The following is an 18,605-nucleotide window of genomic DNA, read 5'->3' as shown; positions in this document are numbered from 1 at the left end:
ACGTTCCTTACAGGATAGAGGGAACGCCCACCCGGATCACGAGGTGGATGATCAGGCTGGTCAGCGGTTCTTGACGCCGAGGAAGGCACGCGCCTCGGCCACATCCATCGGCGGCCGCTGGGCGAAGCGGGCGACCGCCGCCGCCCGTTCGACGAGCTGGGCGTTGGACGTCACCGGCTGGCCCTTGGCGTAGGTCAGCGTGTCCTCCATGCCGACCCGCAGATGCCCGCCCGCCGACAACGCGGCGTACATCACCGGCAGGGACGTGCGGCCGACGCCGGTCGCCGACCAGGTGGCGCCCTCGGGCAGCGCGTCGACCGCCGCGACCAGCGTGCGCGCGTCGCCCGGCATCCCGCCGGGCACGCCCATCACCAGGTCGCAGTGCACCCGCCCGCCGTACGGCTCGCCGTGCTTGTCGAGCAGCCGGTGCAGCGCCGCCACCTGGCCGAGGTCGAAGAGCTCGAACTCGGGAACGATCTCCAGGTCCTGGGTGCGCCGGTAGAGCTCCACCATGAACGGCCACGGGTTCATGAAGACGTCGTCGCCGAAGTTGACCGTGCCGCAGGTGAGCGAGCACCCGTCCGGCTCGGCGTCGAGGACCCGCAGCCGGTCCTCGTACGGATCGGTGACCGCGCCGCCCGTGGACAGCTGGACGATCAGCCCGGTCGACTCGCGCAGCGCCTGGACCGTGTCACGGAGCCGGGCCGGGTCGAGTGTGGGCTTGGCCGCGTCGTCGCGGATATGGACGTGGACGACCGCGGCGCCCGCGGCCTCGCAGTTCTTGGCCGTCTGGACCAGCTCGTCGAGGGTCACCGGCAGCGCCTGGACGTCCGCCTTGGCGGACTCGGCGCCGGTCGGGGCCACCGTGATGAGCGTCATTGCTCCCATGCTCGAATGATCTGTCCTGCCAAGGCCCTCCCGCAAGTGAGGCGTACGGGACATCATGGGCGGCAATGAGGTTTCAGGTGCTGGGCCCACTGGCCGCGCGGGACCCCGACCGGGGTCCGGTCGAGCTGGGCCCGCGACGGCAGCGGATGGTCCTCGCGCGCCTGCTGGTGGCGGGCGGCGGCGTCGTGCCGGCCGAGCGCATCATCGAGGAGCTCTGGCCGGAGGACCAGCCGGTACGCGCCCTGGGCACCCTCCAGTCGTACGTGTCGCACCTGCGCCGGGCCCTGGAGCCCGACCGGCCGCCGCGCGCCCCGGCCACCCTGCTGGTGAGCGCGCCGCCCGGGTACGCCCTGCGCACCGAGGCCGTCGACGCGCGGCTCTTCGAGGACGAGGTCCGCGCGGCCGACCAGAGCCCGGACCCCGAAGAGGCGCTGCACATGCTCGACCAGGCGCTGGGCCGCTGGCTGGGCCCCGCCTACGCCGACGTCGCCGACCAGGGCTGGGCCCGGCCGGAGATCCTGCGGCTGGGCGAGCTGCGCGCGCACGCGGTCGAACGGCGCGCCGCGCGGCTGCTCGACACCGGGCAGGCCGCGGCCGCCGCCGGCGACCTGGAGGCCTTCCTGGCGGCCGAGCCGCTGCGCGAGGAGTCCTGGCGGCTGCTGGCGATCGCGCTCTACCGGACCGGCCGCCAGGGCGACGCCCTCGGCGCGCTGCGGCGGGCGCGCACGATGCTCGCCGACGAGCTCGGCGTCGATCCCGGCCCCGGCCTGCGGGACGTGGAGACGGCGATCCTCGCCCAGGACCCCGAGCTGGACGCCGTTCCGCACATGGCCCCGCTCGCGGTCGCCGAACCGCCCAAGCGCGCCGCCCCGCCCGACCCCGCGCCGGGCCCGGGCGCCGGCGGTCCCGAGACCGGCCTGTTCGGGCGCGCCGACGAGCTGGAACGGCTCACCGAGACCGCGCAGACCGCCGAGGCGGGCCGGCGGATGCGCACCGCCCTGGTCCACGGCGAGCCGGGCATCGGCAAGACCGCCCTCCTGGAGGTCCTGGCCGTCGGGCTGGCCACCGCGGGCTGGCGGGTGGCCTGGGGCCGCTGCCCCGAGGCGGGCGGCGCCCCGCCGCTGTGGCCCTGGCATCAGGTGGCCACGACGCTCCTCGGCGAGCCGCCGGTCGCGGCCGACCGGTTCCAGACCGCACGGGTGATCAACGACCGGCTGGCCCGGACGACCGACGACCGGCCCGTCCTGATCCTGCTCGACGACCTCCACAGTGCGGACGAGGGCACGCTGGCCGTGCTGCGCGACGTGCTGGCCGGGCCGCCGACCGCGATGCCGGTGATGGTCGTCGGCACGTACCGTTCGGCCGAGGTCAACAGCCCGCTGTCGGACACCCTCGCGGTCTTCGCCCGCCGGGGCGCGGTCCGGATGCCGCTCGGCCCGCTCCCCGACGCGGACGCGGCGGCCCTCGTCCGCGCCGTCCAGGAGGAGGAGGGCATCGCCGACCGGTCCACGCCCGGCACGGTCGCGGGCATCGTGCGGCGGGCCGGCGGCAACCCCTTCTACCTGCGCGAGCTGGCCCGGCTCCCCGTCGGCGTACCGGCCGAGGCCGCGGACGCCGCGTTCGCCACGCCGAGCATCCCGCCGCCGGCGCGGGACACGACGCGGGACAAGGGAGAGGGCGAGGACGGCGCCAAGGACGGCGGCGGGGCCGGTGAGGAGGCGCCCGCCGAGGTCCCCACCGGGATCGCCGAGGTGATCAGGCTGCGCGTGGCGCGGCTGCCCGCGCTGACCCGCAACGTGCTCCGCCTGGTGGCGGTGATCGGCCGGGAGGCCGACGTCCGGCTGGTCGTCGCCGCCCAGCGCCAGGACCCCGACGACGTCTACGACGCCCTGGAAGCGGCCGTCGTCGGCGGCCTCCTGGAGGAGCCCGCCGCCGGGCGGGTCAGGTTCGCGCACGTCCTGGTGCGCGACACGGTGTACGGCGACCTGCTGCGGCTGCGCCGGGCCCGGCTGCACGCCGACGTGGGCGCCGCGGCCGAACGGCTCTTCCCGGGCGGGCTGGCCGCCCTGGCGCACCACTTCTCGGAGGCCGCCGTGCTCGGCGAGCCCGACAAGGCCGTGCACTACTGCCGGGCCGCGGCCGAGGCGGCCGAACAGGCCCTGGCCTACGGGTCCGCGCTCGACCTCTGGGAGCGGGCGCTGGCCGCGTTCGACCGCGACGGCACCACCGGCGAGCCGCGCGTCCGGGCCGAGCTGCTCATCGGCCGGGCCCGCGCCGCGCAGCTCGCCGGGCGCCCGCGGTGGGCGCACGACCTGCGCGGCGAGGCCGTGCGCGCGGCCGAGGCCTGCGGCGATCCGGAGCTCATCGGGCGCGCGATCGTCGCGATCGCCACCCCGACGCTCTGGTACAGCCGCCCGCGCGGCCAGATCGACACCGGGCTGATCACCCTGATCAAGCGCACGCTCCCGGCCGTGCCCGACGACCTCCAGGCCCGGCTGCGGACGGTGTACGCGCTGGAGGCGGGCCTGCACCACGACCCGGACGGCGCGGTCGAGGCCGCCACCGCCGCGGTCGAGTGGGCGCGCGAGGCCGGCGACGACGGCCTGCTCGCCGGTGCGCTCAACGCGCTCTACTTCACCGAACGCAGGCCGGGCCGGTACGCCGAGGTCACCCGGGCCGCCAAGGAGCTCGAACGGCTCGGCCGCGACCGGCGCATGCCGGGCGTCGAGGCGCTGGGGCTGCTCGCCCGCTGCGTCGAGCTCGGCGCGCGCGGCGACATCGACGAGATCGCGTTCCTCACCTCGGCCGTCGCCGTGCTGGCCGACCGCTACGAGCTGCCGGTGTTCCGCATGCAGGTCCAGCTGGCCAACGGAGCCCGCGAGCTCGTCCAGGGCGATCTCGACGCCGCCGTGCATCTGTTCGCCGCGCTGGCCGAGGCGGCCGCCGGACGGGAGATGTGGGACGTCACCGGGGCCGGCGTGATCGGGCGGATCTGCGCCCGGCAGGCGGCCGGCGACGTGTCCGCGGCCGAGCAGGACGCGCGGCTGATCGCCTCGTTCGACGCCGCCGTGGGCACCCCGATCCACGCCTGCACGCTCGCGGCGCGCGGCGACGCCGAAGGGGCGCTCGCGCTGCTGCGCGACGCGCCCGAGCCTGCCCGCGACCAGCTGTGGCTGCTGCTGGAGGGTTTCCGCGCCGACGCCCTCGCGCTCGTCGGCGCGTCCGGTACAGACGGCCCGGCCAGCCCCCGCGAACTGGCCGGGCCGCTGTACGACCGGCTGCTGCCCTTCGAGCCGTTCGTCTGTGGCGGCGAGACGATGGGACTGCACATCGGTCCCGTCGCGACACGGCTGGCCCGCCTGGCCGAGCTCATGGGCCTCCCCGGCGAGACGGCCGCCCGCCATTGGGAGGCCGCGCTCGCACTGGCCCGCCGTGCCCGCGCACCACGGTGGGAACGCGAGGCCGTCACGGCGCTCGAACGCCTGAAGCGCTGAAGAGCGCCGCGCCGGCCGAAGGGCTCTGTGTCGTTCGACCGAAGTGCCGTTCGGCCGAAGTGCCGTTCGGCCGAAGTTGGCCGTGTTCAACCGAAGAGCGCCTCGTGCAGGCGCCCGTACCTCCTTCTGAAGAGACGCAACGCCCACCGGTGGGCGGGCGGGGTCCTGGCCATCGTCGACGACAGCTCGGCCGGCGGGACCACGGCCGCGTACCGCGAGACCGTGAACCACAGGTTCCGGATCGGGTAACCCTTGGTGGCGGCGCGTTCCCACCGCCCGAAGTCCTCCACCGAGACGTACTGCGCGATGGCCGGGAAGATGTCGCGCTCCTCCTCGGCGATGTGCTCGTCGAGCAGGTCGCGCAGCCGGACCGCCTCGACGGCCAGCGCCTTGCGCGCGACCTGGTCGGCCTGGCCGGCTTCCCCGGCCTGGTCGGCGCTGCCGGCCGGGCCGCCCCGCAGCGCCACGACGGCGCCGCGGAAGGCCTCGAGGACCGGTTCGAGCCGGTCGTGGTCGACGCTCAGCGGCTCGATGTCCACCGCCCCGAGCGCCGACGCCCGGACGACCGGGAACCCGATCTGGTCCTCGTAGTGGTGATGGTGCCGGACGTCGGCGACGAACAACCCGGTGTAGGTGTCCAGCGCCGTCGCCCGGCGGACGGTCAGTTCGACGTCCCCCGAGTGCAGCCGTTCCGCGAGATCGGCGAGCTCGTGGGCACCGTGCTGGATCGCCCGGTGGGCGACCGTGTACAGCCGCAGGTCCACCTGCGGGTCGGACGGCCGGCGCGGCCGGACCGTCAGCACCCTGTCCTCTCGCATGCGGAAAGCCTGGACCCGCCCACTTGGAGGCCACTTTCAGGACACTTGCACGCGCCCGGCAGAATCAGGGGGCATGCGGGCCGTAGTGCAGAGGGTGAGTCAGGCGAGCGTCACGGTGGACGGGCGCGTCGTGGGATCGGTCGAGGGGCCGGGCCTGATGGTGCTGGTCGGCGTGACGCACGACGACACCCCGGAGAAGGCGCGCAGGCTGGCCGCCAAAATGTGGGGCCTGCGGATCCTGGACGGGGAGAAGTCCTGCTCCGACCTCGACGCGCCGCTGCTGGTGATCAGCCAGTTCACGCTGTACGGGGACGCCCGCAAGGGGCGCCGCCCCACCTGGATCGACGCGGCGCCGGGCCCGGTGGCCGAGCCGCTGGTGGACGAGGTGGTGGCCGGGCTGCGCGACCTGGGCGCCAGGGTCGAGACGGGGATCTTCGGCGCCGACATGAAGGTCGCCCTGGTCAACGACGGGCCCATCACCCTGATCGTGGAGATCTGACCGTCAGAAGCCGTAGATCATTCCGGCGATGGTCACGACGGTGCCCAGCGCCGCGAGCAGGATGAGCGCCCGGTCGGCCTGCGCCAGCCGCCCGCGGGCCTCCGCCGAGACGACCAGGACCCCGGTCTCGCGCTCCCCGGAGGTGTCCGGCGGCTTGCGGAAGGGGTTGCGCAGGCCCGCCAGGCGCCACACCGCGTCGTTCTTGACGGCCTGGTGCGCGGCGCCGCAGGCGAACAGCCGGCCGCGGGCCGGCTCGCGGCACGAGAAGCCCTGGCGGGTCATCACCCGGCAGATCGTCGGCACGAGCAGGAACTGGTAGAGGCACCAGACCAGGAGCGCGATCAGCGCCAGCCGCCACGAACCGAACCACCAGGCCGCCCCCAGCAGGACGGCGAAGCCGCCCCACCAGACCAGCGCCGACTCTCTCCGGCGCCTGCGCCGCAACCCGCGTGCGCCCTTCTTGGCGGTCGGGGGATCGTCGTTCCCCAGGTTCGCCACCATCGGCAGGGACCCACCCCTCTTACCGGCCCATCCGATCCGATCGTGACCCGGTCCCCGTCCGATCGGACATCGTCCACGACAGACGATGTCCCCGTACGGTAGGCGGTTTACGCCCGATTTGCGGCTGTCCTCCGCAAGTCGATCTTGGCGTTGGCGCCGGTGTCCGGTGACACCACGACCTCCTGGCTCGCGGCCACCCCTCCGGCCAGCAGGTCAGCGTCGACCGGCACGTTCCGCTTGACCAGCGCGAGCGCGATCGGCCCCAGCTCGTGGTGCCGCGCCGCCGACCCGACGAACCCGACCGTACGGCCGCCCGGGATCTCCACCGGGTCACCGTGCGCGGGAAGCGTGTCGACGCTGCCGTCGAGGTGGAGGAAGACCAGCCGGCGCGGCGGGCGGCCGAGGTTGTGCACGCGGGCGACCGTCTCCTGACCCCGGTAGCAGCCCTTGGCCAGATGGACGGCCGAGTCGATCCAGCCCATCTCGTGCGGGATCGTCCTGTGGTCGGTGTCGCGGCCCATCCGCGGATGGTGGGCGGCGATGCGCAGCGCCTCGTACGCCCAGAGCCCGGCCGGCCGGAGCTCCCCGGCGAGCGACGCCAGGGACTCGCCCTCGCCCTCCTCGGCGCCGCGACGGACGAGCCACGTCTCCAGCCCCGCCACGTCGGGCCAGACGATCTCGCCGCCGCGCCCCGCGGGTCCGGTGACGACGGCGTACTCCTCGCTGACGTCGGCGACCTCGACGCGCATCATGAAGCGCATCCTGTCGAGGAACTCCACCAGCGACGGAGCGGCGCCCGGCTCCACGTGCGCCCAGACGGTCTCGCCGTCGTCGACCAGGTGCATGTGGTGCTCGACGTGGCCGTTGGGGCTGAGCAGCAGCGCCTGGGCGGCCTCGCCGGGCTTCATGACCTCCAGGTGCTGGCTGAGCAGGCTGTGCAGCCAGCGGTGGCGGTCGGCCCCGGTGATCGTGACGACGCCCCGGTCGCTCCGGTCGGTGAAGCCCGTACCCGCCTCCAGGGCGCGTTGTTCGTGCGCGGGCTCGCCGTAGTGGGCAGCGACCTCCCGGTCGGGCGAATCGGCGGCGACGGCTCCGGGCAGCTTGAGCAGCGGGCTCTCCATGCCCTCCAGACTATTTGGTCCGGGCGGGAGTTATCCGGCGCCCGCACCCCCGGGCGGGGATGGGCCGTCAGGTCCTGCAGTTCTTGCAGCGGCCGAAGACCGTGAGGTGGTGCACGTCGGTCTCGAAGCCGAAGTCGCGCTCCAGCACCCCGGCCAGCCCCGCGGCGACCTTGGGGTCCACGTCGTGGACCGTCTCGCAGCCGCGGCAGACCAGGTGGATGTGCTCGGCCTCCTCGGCCAGGTGGTAGTTGGGCGGCCCGTGCCCGAGGTGGGCGTGCTTGACCAGCCCGAGCTCCTCGAGGAGCTCCAGCGTGCGGTAGATCGTGGAGATGTTGACGCCGCGAGCCGTGCGCTGCACCTCGGCGCAGATCTCCTCGGGCGTGCCGTGCTCCAGCGCGGTGACCGCCTCGAGGACGAGCTGCCGCTGCGGGGTGACGCGGTAGCCCCTCGCTCTCAGCTCCTCCTGCCACGTCTCGCTCATGCCCCGAGTCTATGTGCCGGAGGTCACGGAAGGGGGTGGCGGAAAATGCGCTTGCCTCGATCCGCCCGGCTCGCATAACTTGCGAAGACGCGCGAAAGGAGGTGGTCCAGACAATGCATAGTTCTGGGACTCGCGAGGTGGCTGTCCGCTAGTCGCCGTTTACGCCTCGGAGCCGTCGTCCACGGGCGGCGGCGCCGCCGGTTGCACGGTGACCGGCGAATACCAGGCAGTTACCCGATCCCCGAGCCGGTGGGCCCGTCCTGTCCACCTCCCGCCACCCGGCGGGGAGGCTCGGGGATCGTTCATTTCCCGGCGTACTTGAGCTGGGCGGACAGGTGCGACTGGAGGGGCTGCCCGACGGCGGCCATCTCGTACACCCAGCCGAGGTCGCGCTTGCCGTCCTTCTCCGGCATCAGCCCGTAGAGCCGCTTGCCGCCGGTGACCTCCTTGGCCGTCTCCGTCCGCGCGATGACGTCGGTGGCCAGCTCGACCCGGTTGAACGCGACGTTCCCGAGGTAGATCTCGATGATCCCGGTGGGGTGGGCCAGCGTGACCTCGACCTTGTTGCCGGGCTGCGGCCGCCAGTAGCCGGTCTCGGTCGCCAGCGGGCGGCCCAGGGAGCCGTCGTCCTCGATCAGCCAGCTGCGGCTCGAATAGATCAGGAACGGCTTGCCGTTGTGGCCGAAGGTGATCTCCTGCCCGAACCGGAACTCCTGGATCGTGGGATAGTCGCCGACGCCGGCGCCCTCCCACCTGCCGAGGAGGAACTTCAGCGGTTCGAGGTCGGGGTGCAACTCGGGCTCCGTGGACATGGACACCGAGCGTAGCGGTGACGGCGCCCTATCTGAGCCGGGACAACCGTACGACCAGGAACGTCGCGCCGACCGCCACCAGCGCGAGCACCACGACCAGAATCCCCGCGTTCACCATGCCGCCCACGACCGGCACCCTATCCCCTGCGGGCGTTAGGGTGCCGGTATGGCGAGATCTCTGGTGATCAAGGCGACCGCCGGCGCGGACGGCGCGGAGCGGTGCAACCAGGCGTTCACGGTGGCGGCGGCCGGGGTCGCGAGCGGGCTGGAGGTCTCCCTCTGGCTCACCGGCGAGTCGGCCTGGTACGCCCTCCCCGGCCGGGCCGCGGACTTCGACCTCCCGCACGCCACCCCGCTGGCCGATCTCCTGGAGATCGTGCTGAAGGGCGGCACGGTGACGGTCTGCACCCAGTGCGCCGCGCGGCGCGACATCGGCCAGGACGACGTCGTCCCGGGCATCCGGATCGCCGGGGCGCCGACGTTCGTCGAGGAGGCCACCGCCGACGGGGCCCAGGCGCTCGTCTATTGATTGATCTTCAATAGAACGGACATAAGCGGCTTGACGACCCGCGAGGAGGCCGCGTGATCGAGATTCCGGTGTGGCTCTGGTGGGCGACGATCGCCCTCATCCTGGGGTTGTTCGTCTTCGACCTGCTGGTGGCGGTGCGCAAGCCCCATGCGGTCGGGCTGCGCGAGGCCACCTTCTGGTCGGTGTTCTACGTCGGGATCGCGCTGCTCTTCGGGCTGCTGCTGTGGCCGGTGGCCGGCACGACCGCGGCCACCGAGTACTACGCGGGCTGGGTCGTCGAGAAGAGCCTGTCGGTCGACAACCTCTTCGTGTTCGTGATCATCCTGGGCAGGTTCGCGGTGCCCGAGGAGTACCAGCAGAAGGTGCTGCTCTTCGGGATCGGGGCCGCGCTGGTGCTCCGCGCTATCTTCATCGCCGTCGGCGCGGCGGCGATCAGCATGTTCTCGTTCACGTTCCTGATCTTCGGCCTGGTGTTGTTGTGGACGGCCGTCCAGCTCATCCGGCACCGGAACGAGGATCCCGAGGTCGAGGACAACTTCCTGGTCCGCCGCACGCGCAAGATCATGCCGGTGACGACCGACTTCCACGGCGGCAGGATGTTCGCGCACGAGAACGGCCAGCGGGTGATGACGCCGCTGCTGCTGGTCTTCGTCGCCATCGGCAGCACCGACATGTTGTTCGCCCTCGACTCGATCCCCGCGGTCTACGGCGTCACCAGCGAGCCGTTCATCGTCTTCGCGGCCAACGCCTTCGCCCTGCTGGGCCTGCGGGCGCTGTTCTTCCTGGTGGAAGGGCTGCTGATGCGGCTGGTCTACCTGTCGATCGGGCTGTCGCTGATCCTGGCGTTCATCGGGATCAAGCTGATCCTGCACTTCGTGCACGAGGACATCAGCACGTCCTTCCCCGAGGTTCCGACGCCGCTCTCGCTCGGGGTGATCCTGCTCATCCTGATCGTCACGACCGTCGCCAGCCTGCTGCGGGTCAGGAAGCACCCGGAGGAGCGCGCCCACGCCGTCACCCTGCGCTCGCACAAGCGGCGCGAGAAGGAAGAAGAGGAGCGGGCCGCCCGCTCGTGACCGAGCGGGCGGGCCTCCGGGTGAGCCCTCGCGAACGTCCGTACCGTCCGCGTGCGGGCCGTCCGCGTGCGGGGCGTCTCAGCCGGCGGTGACGACGGCGTTGAGGCGCTCCTCGCGCAGCCGTCCGGCCCACGAGTCGTCGATCGGCTGGAGCTCGCCGCCGGTCGCCCAGCGCAGCAGCAGGTCGGCCAGCCCCGGGTTGCGCACGAGCGCGGGCCCGTGCATGTAGGTGCCGAGCACCCGGCCGGCGTAGGCGCCCTCGGTGCCGTCGCCGCCGCCGTTGCCGATGCCCGCGACGACCCGGGCCAGCGGCCGCGCGTTCTGGCCGATGTGGGTGACGCCCTGGTGGTTCTCGAAGCCGGTGATGCGCGGCACGTTCAGCTCGGTCGCGACGTCGCCGACGACCTCGCCCACCGCGCGCACCTCGCCGCGGCCGCTGCGGATGTCGAGCAGGCCGAGGCCGGGCAGCAGCTGCCCCTCCTCGCCGCCGAACTCGTGGCCGAGGATCTGGTAGCCGGCGCAGACCGCGAAGACGACCGCGCCGTTCTGCACGGCGCGGTGCAGCCCGCCGTCGTTGCGCAGCCGCTGCGCCGCGAGGATCTGCGGCCGGTCCTCGCCGCCGCCGAGCAGGTAGAGGTCGCCGTCCGGCGGCACCGGCTCGTCCGAGCGCAGGTGCAGGGTCTCGGTCGGGATGCCGCGCAGCGCGGCGCGGCGCTCCAGGACGATCGTGTTGCCCTGGTCGCCGTAGGTGGAGAGCAGGTCCGGGTAGATCCAGACGATCTTCAGTGGACGGTTAGACGACACGGCCGTACCTCGTTCGGATGTTCTGGAAGGCGGTGTAGTTGGCGATCACGTCGAGCTTGCCCGGTGGGACCGCCATGACCGCCTGGTCGATGTCCTCCACGAAGGTGAACGGCACCTCGGCGGCCTCGAGCCGGGCGGCCAGGTCGGTGCGGCGTTCGCCGGTGACCCAGACCGGGCGGCCGCGCAGGATGCGGTAGTCGACGTCCCACAACCAGGAGGTGTCGCGGCCGTCGGGGCCCTGCGCGTTGATCGACAGCGCGACCGGCGACGGCGCGGGCTCCAGCACGTCGAACGCCTCGAGCCAGCCCGCCGGGTTCTTGGAGAGCAGCAGCCGGATGTGGCGGCCCTCGTGCTCGACCGTGGTGTAGCGGCCGGCGACCGAGCGGACCTCGCCGAGCAGCGGGAGCGCCTGCTCGGGCGGCACGCCGAACTGGGCGACCACGGCGAGCGCGACCGCCGCGTTCGACCGGTTGGCGCGGCCGGGCAGGGCGAGTTGCGACAGCGGGAACATCCGCCCGTGCGGGTCGGTGACCTGGTCGCCCTTGAGCACCCAGTCCGGACGCGGGCGGGCGAAGTGGCACTGCCGGCAGCGCCAGTCGCTGTCCTCGTCGGTGTCCTGACGGTCGAGCGGGCCGCCGCACTCGGGGCAGCACCAGGAGTCCTCCCGCCAGTGCTGCCCGGCGGCCACCCAGGTCACGCTCTTGGCGGTGGACGCTCCCCAGGTGACGAGCGGGTCGTCGCAGTTGGCGATGACATGGCTCTGCGGGGAGGCCTCCAGGGCCTTGCGCCACTTGCCGGCCAGCAGCCAGATCTCGGCGGCGCGGTCCATCTGGTCGCGGCTCAGGTTCATCAGGGCGATCACGTTGGCCCCGGTCTCCCTGAGCACCATCGGGACGTACTTCTCGTCGCACTCCAGCACGCCGTAGCGGGCGGCGGGAGCCGAGGCGAGCGCCGACACGTGCCCGGTGGGCATGTTGGCGCCGAACGCGTTGGTGGCGACCTCGCCGAGCGGTGTCATCGCCGAGGTGATCAGCCGGGTCGTGGTGGTCTTGCCGTTGGTCGCGCTGACGAGGACGAGCTTGCGGTCCTTGGCCAGCCGGGTCAGCAGCTCGGGATCGAGCTTGAGGCCGACCTTGCCGCCGATCACCGACCCGTCTCCCTTGCCGGCGAGGCGGGACATCTTGGCGGCCGTACGACCGAGCGCGACGGCCAGCTGCGAACGCAGTGGAAGATCGCTCATGGACTCCGTCTTCTCCGGGGTTGCGCATCTGGGGCGCTTCAGAAAACCGTGTCGAGCCTAGCCGGAACCAGCGGCGATCTCGCCGGAACGTGACGAGATCGCCGGTGTCGTCACGCGCGTCCTCCTGGAAAATGCGACGAGAGTCACACGATCTCAGGTAAACCGGCTGCCTCGATCTTGACCGATGCCGAGGGTCCATGGTTCGGTGCCAGCCCCGGATGGCGGCGACAAATCGGGTGAACGAGTCGCAATATCGCCATCGACGCGCCCGCGAGCGACGTCAACCAGTACTTTGTCGGGGGCCCTGCTGTTTCGTGGGGAAAGCGGCGACAAGGCGAGGTCTGAGCGATGCAGTGTCCGACGTGCGGTACGAACACGCCCGCCACGCTCGGCAGGTGTGCCCACTGCAACGCGCCGGTCGACCAGCAGCTCGCGAGCATGCAGTCCGGGCTGCCGACGCCCCCGATGGGCGCGCCGGTGGCCGAGGCCGAGGCCTTCGGCGACAGGACGATGATGGTCCCACCTCCGACCCCGGCGTGGGCGCCGTCTCCCGAAAGTCTCGGCGGCACGCCGGCCGCGGCGGCCGGGCTCCCGCCGGAGGCCGACGCGCTCTCACCGATGGGCCGGGCACCGTCGCCGATGACGGGCGGCTCGCCGGCCGGCGGCACCCCACCGGTCGCGGGCGGGTCCTCGCCGCTGGGCGGGATGTCGCTGCCTCCGCCGCCCGAACCGTCCAGCCCCCTGCCGCCCCCGCCACCGGCGGGCGATCCCTCCCCCGCCGCCTCGGGCGGGTTCCCCGCCGCGTCCGGCGCGCTGCCGCCGGCGGACGGCGAGTCGACCGCCGCCTGGACGTTCGACCCGAACGCCGACGACGATGACCCGGGCTCCGGCGGTCACGGTGGCATCAGCGGTTCCAACGGCAACGGCGCGCAGGCGGGATCGTTCGCCGCCTCCCCGCCGCCTCCCGCGCCGTCCTGGGCGGACGGCCCGAACGGCCTGTCGGCGCCCTCGCCCTACGCGAAGGAGCAGCCGGCCGAGTCGATCGTGCCGGAATCCTGGTACGCCCCGGTCCGGCCGCCGCGCGAGCAGGAGGACCCCGGCGACCGCACCCAGATCTACTCGTCGCCCCCGCCCGCCGAGCAGCCCGCGATGAACGGGAACGCGACGATGCTCGACCAGGGCATGCCGCACCCCGGCGGCCCGTACCCCCCGCCCCCGGGGCCGGGCATGGACCAGTACGGCGCGGACCAGTACGGGGCCGACCAGTACGGGGCCGACCAGTACGGCGCGGACCAGTACGGCATGAGCCGGCAGGTCATGGATCCCAACGGCATGGGCCCCTACGGGATGAACCAGCAGGGGTCCGACCAGCAGGGGTTCGACCAGCACGGGACGGCTCCGTACGGGGATCCCCAGGGCATGGGCGGCCCCCACGGCATGGGGCCGAACGGCATGGGCCCCAACGGGATGGGGCCCAACGGGTACGGTCCCGGCGGCCCGGTGGACGCCAACGGCATGCCCATCGACCCCGCGTACGGCGGCCAGATGCCGCCGCGGTCGGGGGGCGGCGCGAGCAAGGCGCTCATCATCGGCGTCGCCGCGCTCGTCGTGGTCGCGCTGGTCGCGGTCGTCCTGGTGGTGCTGCCGGGGGACGACGACAAGCCGCCGACCGCCAAGCCCTCCGCGTCCGCGCCGCCGACCACGAAGGTCTCCGGGGAGAAGCCGCTCTCCGGCCCGGTCAAGCAGCAGGCCGCCGCGGTCAACGCCCTGCTGAACGAGAGCGCCGGCACCAAGCGCGTGCTCACCGCCGCGATGACCCAGGTCGGCAAGTGCGACACGCTCCCGGCCGCGATGGGCGGCTTCCAGAAGGTCGCGCAGGCGCGCCAGTCCCAGCTGCGCCGCACCCAGGCGCTCAAGCTCGACGAGCTGCCCCGGGGCGAGTCGCTGCGCACCTACCTCCGCATGTCGTTCCAGGGTTCCCTGGAGGCCGACCTGGCGCTGATGCGGTGGGCGCAGGGCGCGAGCCGCAAGTGCAAGGGCAAGCCGAAGCCGCCCGCCTCCAGGGCGCCCGGCCTGGCCTCCGGTGAGCGCAAAGCGACGCTGGGCAAGCGCCAGTTCGTCAAGGTGTGGAACCCCATCGCCAAGAAGGCGGGCCACCCGCAGCGGCGGTGGACGGGGATCTGACCCCGCTCCGTCACCCATCACAACCGGATTGCGACCGCGCGCGCCGCGAACCAGGGCAGACCGTCACGCAGTATCTTGTGACCGACCGTCCCCCGAGGGTTAGGGCTTGCCATGCGGTGCCCGCGATGCGGCAGCGACACTGATCCGGCGCTTCCCACCTGCTCCCGATGCGACGCGCCGCTGACCGACAACGCGACGACACCGGACCCGGGGCCCTTCGGCGAGCCGCGGTACGGGTCGTCCGACCGTCCGCCGCCCACCCCCTGGTCACCGTCGCCGCAGGAGCCGGCCGCGTGGTCGCCGCCGCCGCAGGACCCCGCGCCGTGGTCACCGCCACCGCGCGACCCCTGGGCCGGCGACGAGGGCGGGCCGAACGACTCCTGGACGCGGCCCGCGCCTCCCGGCGAGCACGGCCCCGGTGAGCACGGCCACGGCGAGCCGCCCGGCGGCGAGACCTCGATCTCCCTGTCCCGCGAGCCCTGGGACGAGCCGGAGATCTGGCAGCCGCCGCCCCCGCGGCGCAAGCGCAGCGCCCTGCCGGTCATCCTGCTCGCGGCGGGCGTCGTCCTGCTCGCCGGGATCGCGTCGGCGATCGTGCTCTGGCCGAGCGGATCCGACGTCCAGCCCGGCACGCCCACGACGCAGCAGAGCCAGGGCGTGCCGAGCGAGAGCGGCGGCACCGAGTCGCCGGCCGCCACCACGTCGGGCGCGGGCGTGACCGAGCAGGCCGGCAAGGTCGACGCGCTGCTCACCGAGATGGTCGCCACCCGTTCCGAGCTCGGCTCGGTCACCGGCGACGGCGAGTGCGAACGGTCCGGGCTGGAGCGCATCCGCTCGCAGCGGCAGGACCAGCTCGACCAGGCGCGCGATCTCGACGTCACCGCGCTGGACGGCGGCGCGGAGATGAAGGCCGCGCTCGTCCGCGCCCTCTCGGCGTCGGTCGAGTCCAACGGCAACTACCTGACCATGGCGCCGGACTGCCCGACCGACGCGACCGACGCCGACCGACGCGCCAGCACGGCCAAGTCGGAGTTCATCGGCCACTGGACGCCGATCGCCGAGCAGGCGGGTCTCCAGCCGCGTTCCGCCGACACCATCTGACCGCGCCCGCACCCCGCGGCCACCGCGCCGCGGGTCACTTCGTGGGGAAGGGCAACCCCTCGGCGGGGTCCTCGAACGGGACGACGAAGCGCTCCGGCCAGCTCAGCACCGGGTCGAGCCACTCGGCCACCCGCATCGTGACGGCCACGTGCTCGAGCTGCTCCTCATCCGACAGCCCGATGCCGACCACCGCGAGGTCGCGCACGAACCCCTCGTGATGGTCGTCGCCCGCGAGCGCGGTGATGGCGATGGGCCGGTTGCGTTCGAGCTCCATCGACAGCGGGTGGCGGCGCAGCGCGCGCAGCCGGTGGCCCAGCTTGGGCTCGGCGGGCTGCTTGAGCCCCGGCAGCTGGTAGTCGAGCGCCGGCGCCGGCTCGTGCTTGTCCGGGGCGCCCCCTTCGAACGGGAAGAGCCGCTCCATCTCGTGCAGCCAGCGCAGCTGCGGGATCACCCACTGGGGGCCGGGCAGCGACCCGATGAGGTCGTACGCGCCGCCGAGGAGGCGCTGCGCCGCCGTCGCGGCCGCGGCGGTGAGCTCGGCCGGCGCGTACGCGTGGCGCAGCGCCCACGCCCGCCGCGTCACCGCGCGTTCGACCAGGGTCGCCAGCGTGCACTCGCGCAGCCGCGGCAGCAGGCGCGACCAGGCACGGCCCAGCTCGGCCGGGACGGCGGGCAGCGGCCGGTTGGTGACGTGGGCGAGGACGAGCGTGTCGGTCCACAACCGCAACCAGGCCCAGTCGGCGTTGCCCGCGAGCAGGTCGGCCTCGCGCAGCTCGTACAGCGAGCAGGCACGTCCGGAGCGGCACTCCGTCCCGCACGCGTCCGACCGCCGCCCGTCCACCGGCGGCGGCGGGCCGGGCTGCACCGCCTCGCGTCCCTCGCCCAGCGGCACCCGCACCCGCAGCGGCCGGTCCATCCCGTCGGCGAACACCGCCGCGACGCCGGGACGCAGCGACACGACCTCGCGCGACTGCTCGGCGTCCAGGTTCATCGCCGAGCCGACCTGGTGGCGGTCGTCGAACGCCGGGAGCCGGTGCACGACCTTGAGCGCGGTGTTCTTGATGACGTCCGGCACCAGCTTGGTGGGGATCTGCTCGGCGACGATGATGCCCTCGCCGTACGCGCGGATCTCGGCGAGCATGCCGGCGAACAGCTCGACCGCGTGCGAGCTGGTGCGCTCGGGACCGCGGTTGCGCAGCAGCCGATGCGCCTCCTCGATCACGATCACGTGCCGGAGGCCCGGCGCGTTGCCCGACGCGCGGGCGCGCATCCGCAGGTGCTCGACCACACGGATGATCAGCGTGCCCATGAGGAACGCCTTGTCCTCGTCGTTGGCGACGTCCTCGATCGCGAGCACGATGTTCTCGCGCAACATGCCGCCGATGTCGGCCGGATGCCCACCCTCGAAGAAGCGTCCCGCCGAGCCGATCCGCAACGACCGCAACCGCACGTCCACGAAACCCTGGACGTCGGCCATCAGCTCGCGCCCGTAGCCGACGTCGCCGATGACCTGGAGCGCAGCGTTCTGGAGCTGCTCCAGCGTCGGCACCGCGGGTTCGATCAGCGACCCGGGCACGCCGCCACCGGTGACGACGTCCCAGCCGTTGGACTCGTACACCCGCTGCAGGGCCTGCGCCATGATCTGCGGGAACGGCTCCTCGGCGTCGAACGCGGCCTGGAACAGCGCCCGCACCATGTCGATGTGCGCCTGCACCGGGTAGCCGGGCTCGGGCGCCAGCGGGTTGACCGACAGCGGCACCGACGCCGGATCGGACGGGTTGACGACCGTCACCGGCCCGCCGAGATCCTCGATGCGCCCCGACATCGCCGCGTACTCCGACTTGGCCGGCTCGATCGCCAGCCACGGGATGCCCGCCCGCGTCAGCTGCTCCAGCAGGTGCCGCACGGTCTGCGACTTGCCCGCGCCGGTGGAGCCCGTCACGAACACGTGCCGGTTGATGGTCGAGCGCGGCACCGTGAACCGCCCGACCTGCCGGTCCTGCCCGTCCAGGATCGCGCCGAGCTCGATGCGCGGCTCGCTCACGTTGGCGGGCACCGCGTCATCGGTCTCGGACGTCACGTCGAAGTAGCCCGCGTCGAGCACCCGCAGGCCCGGCACCTCCCGCCGGGGCAGCCCGGCCAGGGCCGCCAGCGCCCCGGCGGTCGCCACGAACGGGTACCGCTGCTCCGACTCCACCGCGGGCCGCACCGGCGCGGGCGCCGCCGGCGGAGGGCGCAGGACCTCGCTGAACGCGCCGTTCCCGTGCCCGGACCGCAGCCGGTAGGGGTGGTGGCTCAGCTCCATCGAACCGACCAGCACCGGCGCGATCTGCCCGAGCTCGGCCTCCGACGCGGCGCCCGCCAGCACCCGCACCCGCCACAACCCCGCCTCGCGGAACGAGTCGAGCTCCGCCAGCCGATGGTCGGCCCGCGCCACCGCCAGCCGCGCCTGCTCGTCCTCACCCCGCCGCAACATGCGCAGCTCGTGGTGCAAATCCCGCATCTCCGAGTCGAGCATGCGCTCGTCGCACGGGTCGGCGACCACGAACCAGCCGAACGGCCGCTCCATCAACGTCACCAGCGTCGCCTCGAAGAGGCTCGCCCCGTTGTCGGCGGTCTTGACCTGCGGCGCCAGCCGTCCCGGACACCGCGTCCACACCATGCGCTCGGCCCGCCGGAGCCACCCGTCCCCGACCGGCACGCCCCGCGCCCCGCTCGGGAACAACAACCCCTGCTGCGCCTCCGGCCCGGGACTCACCGGACCGGCGTTCGTGATCAGTTCGAGCGGCGCGCCGCCGCCCGGAGAGATCCACCCCACCACGAACGGGCGCTGCCGCCGCGCCGCCGACAGGGCCGCGGGCAGCACGCTCACGAAGTCCCACTCCGCCGACGCGGTCCGTTCGGGCGCCGGGATCGACTGGATCCGATACCAGGGCCCGGGCAGGACACCGGCGTCCGCCACCTGCGGATCACGACGCTGCGTCTCGGGACGCTGCGTCTCGGGGGGTCGCCGCATTCCAGGGGGCACTGTCACGCCTGCATCCTTACCCCCGCGCA

At 73.3% G+C, this 18,605-nt stretch carries 15 protein-coding genes; 6 read left to right on the top strand and 9 right to left on the bottom strand.

From position 1 onward, the window contains the following. Positions 1-60 precede the first annotated feature (60 nt). Positions 61-879 (bottom strand): 3-keto-5-aminohexanoate cleavage protein, encoded by an 819-nt coding sequence (locus tag ABZ810_RS03740; RefSeq protein WP_358398736.1) that lies wholly within the window; start codon positions 877-879, stop codon positions 61-63. A 74-nt stretch (positions 880-953) separates the two neighbouring features. Here ABZ810_RS03740 and ABZ810_RS03735 point away from each other — a divergent pair, with 74 nt between their 5' ends. Beyond that, positions 954-4,382: a BTAD domain-containing putative transcriptional regulator gene (locus tag ABZ810_RS03735; RefSeq protein WP_358398733.1), complete on the top strand. Its 3,429-nt coding sequence runs from the start codon at positions 954-956 to the stop codon at positions 4,380-4,382. 86 nt (positions 4,383-4,468) lie between these two features. On the opposite strand, the gene ABZ810_RS03730 is transcribed toward ABZ810_RS03735, so the two are convergent. Next, on the bottom strand, positions 4,469-5,200 hold the full coding sequence (locus ABZ810_RS03730; protein WP_358398730.1) for a hemerythrin domain-containing protein: 732 nt from the start codon (positions 5,198-5,200) through the stop codon (positions 4,469-4,471). A gap of 73 nt (positions 5,201-5,273) precedes the next feature. Between ABZ810_RS03730 and dtd the strand changes: the two genes are divergently transcribed. Further along, on the top strand, positions 5,274-5,699 hold the full coding sequence (gene dtd, locus ABZ810_RS03725) for a D-aminoacyl-tRNA deacylase (protein ID WP_358398728.1): 426 nt from the start codon (positions 5,274-5,276) through the stop codon (positions 5,697-5,699). Between the two features lie 3 nt (positions 5,700-5,702). Here dtd and ABZ810_RS03720 read toward each other — a convergent pair whose 3' ends face one another. From ABZ810_RS03720 to ABZ810_RS03705, 4 genes are all read right to left on the bottom strand, one after another. Next, on the bottom strand, positions 5,703-6,200 hold the full coding sequence (locus tag ABZ810_RS03720) for a hypothetical protein (RefSeq protein WP_358398725.1): 498 nt from the start codon (positions 6,198-6,200) through the stop codon (positions 5,703-5,705). A gap of 107 nt (positions 6,201-6,307) precedes the next feature. Next, on the bottom strand, positions 6,308-7,321 hold the full coding sequence (locus ABZ810_RS03715) for a folate-binding protein (RefSeq protein ID WP_358398722.1): 1,014 nt from the start codon (positions 7,319-7,321) through the stop codon (positions 6,308-6,310). Positions 7,322-7,388: 67 nt separating this feature from the next. Beyond that, a complete protein-coding gene (locus ABZ810_RS03710) occupies positions 7,389-7,802 on the bottom strand; it encodes a transcriptional repressor (RefSeq protein ID WP_358398719.1) in 414 nt (137 codons plus the stop codon). 302 nt (positions 7,803-8,104) lie between these two features. After that, complete coding sequence (locus tag ABZ810_RS03705) at positions 8,105-8,614, bottom strand: FABP family protein (RefSeq protein WP_358398716.1); 510 nt, start codon at positions 8,612-8,614, stop codon at positions 8,105-8,107. Positions 8,615-8,780: 166 nt separating this feature from the next. Here ABZ810_RS03705 and ABZ810_RS03700 point away from each other — a divergent pair, with 166 nt between their 5' ends. Both ABZ810_RS03700 and ABZ810_RS03695 read left to right on the top strand, forming a co-directional pair. After that, positions 8,781-9,143 carry a DsrE family protein gene (locus ABZ810_RS03700; RefSeq protein WP_358398714.1) on the top strand — a complete coding sequence of 121 codons (363 nt, stop codon included), beginning with the start codon at positions 8,781-8,783 and terminating at the stop codon, positions 9,141-9,143. A gap of 53 nt (positions 9,144-9,196) precedes the next feature. After that, entirely contained in the window at positions 9,197-10,219 is a 1,023-nt protein-coding gene (locus ABZ810_RS03695; protein WP_358398711.1) for a TerC family protein, read from the top strand. A gap of 78 nt (positions 10,220-10,297) precedes the next feature. Here the strand turns inward: ABZ810_RS03695 and ABZ810_RS03690 are convergent, their stop codons facing one another. Beyond that, on the bottom strand, positions 10,298-11,023 hold the full coding sequence (locus ABZ810_RS03690) for a glutamine amidotransferase (protein ID WP_358398708.1): 726 nt from the start codon (positions 11,021-11,023) through the stop codon (positions 10,298-10,300). Further along, complete coding sequence (locus tag ABZ810_RS03685; RefSeq protein WP_358398706.1) at positions 11,013-12,263, bottom strand: MurT ligase domain-containing protein; 1,251 nt, start codon at positions 12,261-12,263, stop codon at positions 11,013-11,015. The genes ABZ810_RS03690 and ABZ810_RS03685 overlap by 11 nt, the downstream gene beginning before the upstream one ends. A 348-nt stretch (positions 12,264-12,611) precedes the next feature. On the opposite strand from ABZ810_RS03685, the gene ABZ810_RS03680 reads away from it, so the two are divergent. Together ABZ810_RS03680 and ABZ810_RS03675 are read left to right on the top strand one after the other, a co-directional pair. Continuing rightward, on the top strand, positions 12,612-14,447 hold the full coding sequence (locus tag ABZ810_RS03680) for a hypothetical protein (protein WP_358398704.1): 1,836 nt from the start codon (positions 12,612-12,614) through the stop codon (positions 14,445-14,447). 111 nt (positions 14,448-14,558) lie between these two features. Beyond that, positions 14,559-15,548: a hypothetical protein gene (locus ABZ810_RS03675; RefSeq protein WP_358398702.1), complete on the top strand. Its 990-nt coding sequence runs from the start codon at positions 14,559-14,561 to the stop codon at positions 15,546-15,548. Between the two features lie 34 nt (positions 15,549-15,582). Here the strand turns inward: ABZ810_RS03675 and ABZ810_RS03670 are convergent, their stop codons facing one another. Further along, complete coding sequence (locus ABZ810_RS03670; protein WP_358398700.1) at positions 15,583-18,582, bottom strand: ATP-binding protein; 3,000 nt, start codon at positions 18,580-18,582, stop codon at positions 15,583-15,585. Positions 18,583-18,605: the final 23 nt, after the last annotated feature.

The organism is Spirillospora sp. NPDC047279, assembly GCF_040643285.1.
GTDB lineage: Bacteria > Actinomycetota > Actinomycetes > Streptosporangiales > Streptosporangiaceae > Spirillospora.
Note: the sequence above shows the minus strand (reverse complement) of the source record. Positions and strands in the feature narration are given on the sequence as shown.

Bases quoted from the DNA above. Each gene is read 5' to 3' on its own strand.
- ABZ810_RS03720 (WP_358398725.1), bottom strand. From the start codon at position 6,200: ATGGTGGCGAACCTGGGGAACGACGATCCCCCGACCGCCAAGAAGGGC.
- ABZ810_RS03705 (WP_358398716.1), bottom strand. From the start codon at position 8,614: ATGTCCACGGAGCCCGAGTTGCACCCCGACCTCGAACCGCTGAAGTTC.
- ABZ810_RS03710 (WP_358398719.1), bottom strand. From the start codon at position 7,802: ATGAGCGAGACGTGGCAGGAGGAGCTGAGAGCGAGGGGCTACCGCGTC.
- ABZ810_RS03680 (WP_358398704.1), top strand. From the start codon at position 12,612: ATGCAGTGTCCGACGTGCGGTACGAACACGCCCGCCACGCTCGGCAGG.
- ABZ810_RS03740 (WP_358398736.1), bottom strand. From the start codon at position 879: ATGACGCTCATCACGGTGGCCCCGACCGGCGCCGAGTCCGCCAAGGCG.
- ABZ810_RS03735 (WP_358398733.1), top strand. From the start codon at position 954: ATGAGGTTTCAGGTGCTGGGCCCACTGGCCGCGCGGGACCCCGACCGG.
- ABZ810_RS03685 (WP_358398706.1), bottom strand. From the start codon at position 12,263: ATGAGCGATCTTCCACTGCGTTCGCAGCTGGCCGTCGCGCTCGGTCGT.
- ABZ810_RS03675 (WP_358398702.1), top strand. From the start codon at position 14,559: ATGCGGTGCCCGCGATGCGGCAGCGACACTGATCCGGCGCTTCCCACC.
- ABZ810_RS03700 (WP_358398714.1), top strand. From the start codon at position 8,781: ATGGCGAGATCTCTGGTGATCAAGGCGACCGCCGGCGCGGACGGCGCG.
- ABZ810_RS03715 (WP_358398722.1), bottom strand. From the start codon at position 7,321: ATGGAGAGCCCGCTGCTCAAGCTGCCCGGAGCCGTCGCCGCCGATTCG.
- ABZ810_RS03730 (WP_358398730.1), bottom strand. From the start codon at position 5,200: ATGCGAGAGGACAGGGTGCTGACGGTCCGGCCGCGCCGGCCGTCCGAC.
- dtd (WP_358398728.1), top strand. From the start codon at position 5,274: ATGCGGGCCGTAGTGCAGAGGGTGAGTCAGGCGAGCGTCACGGTGGAC.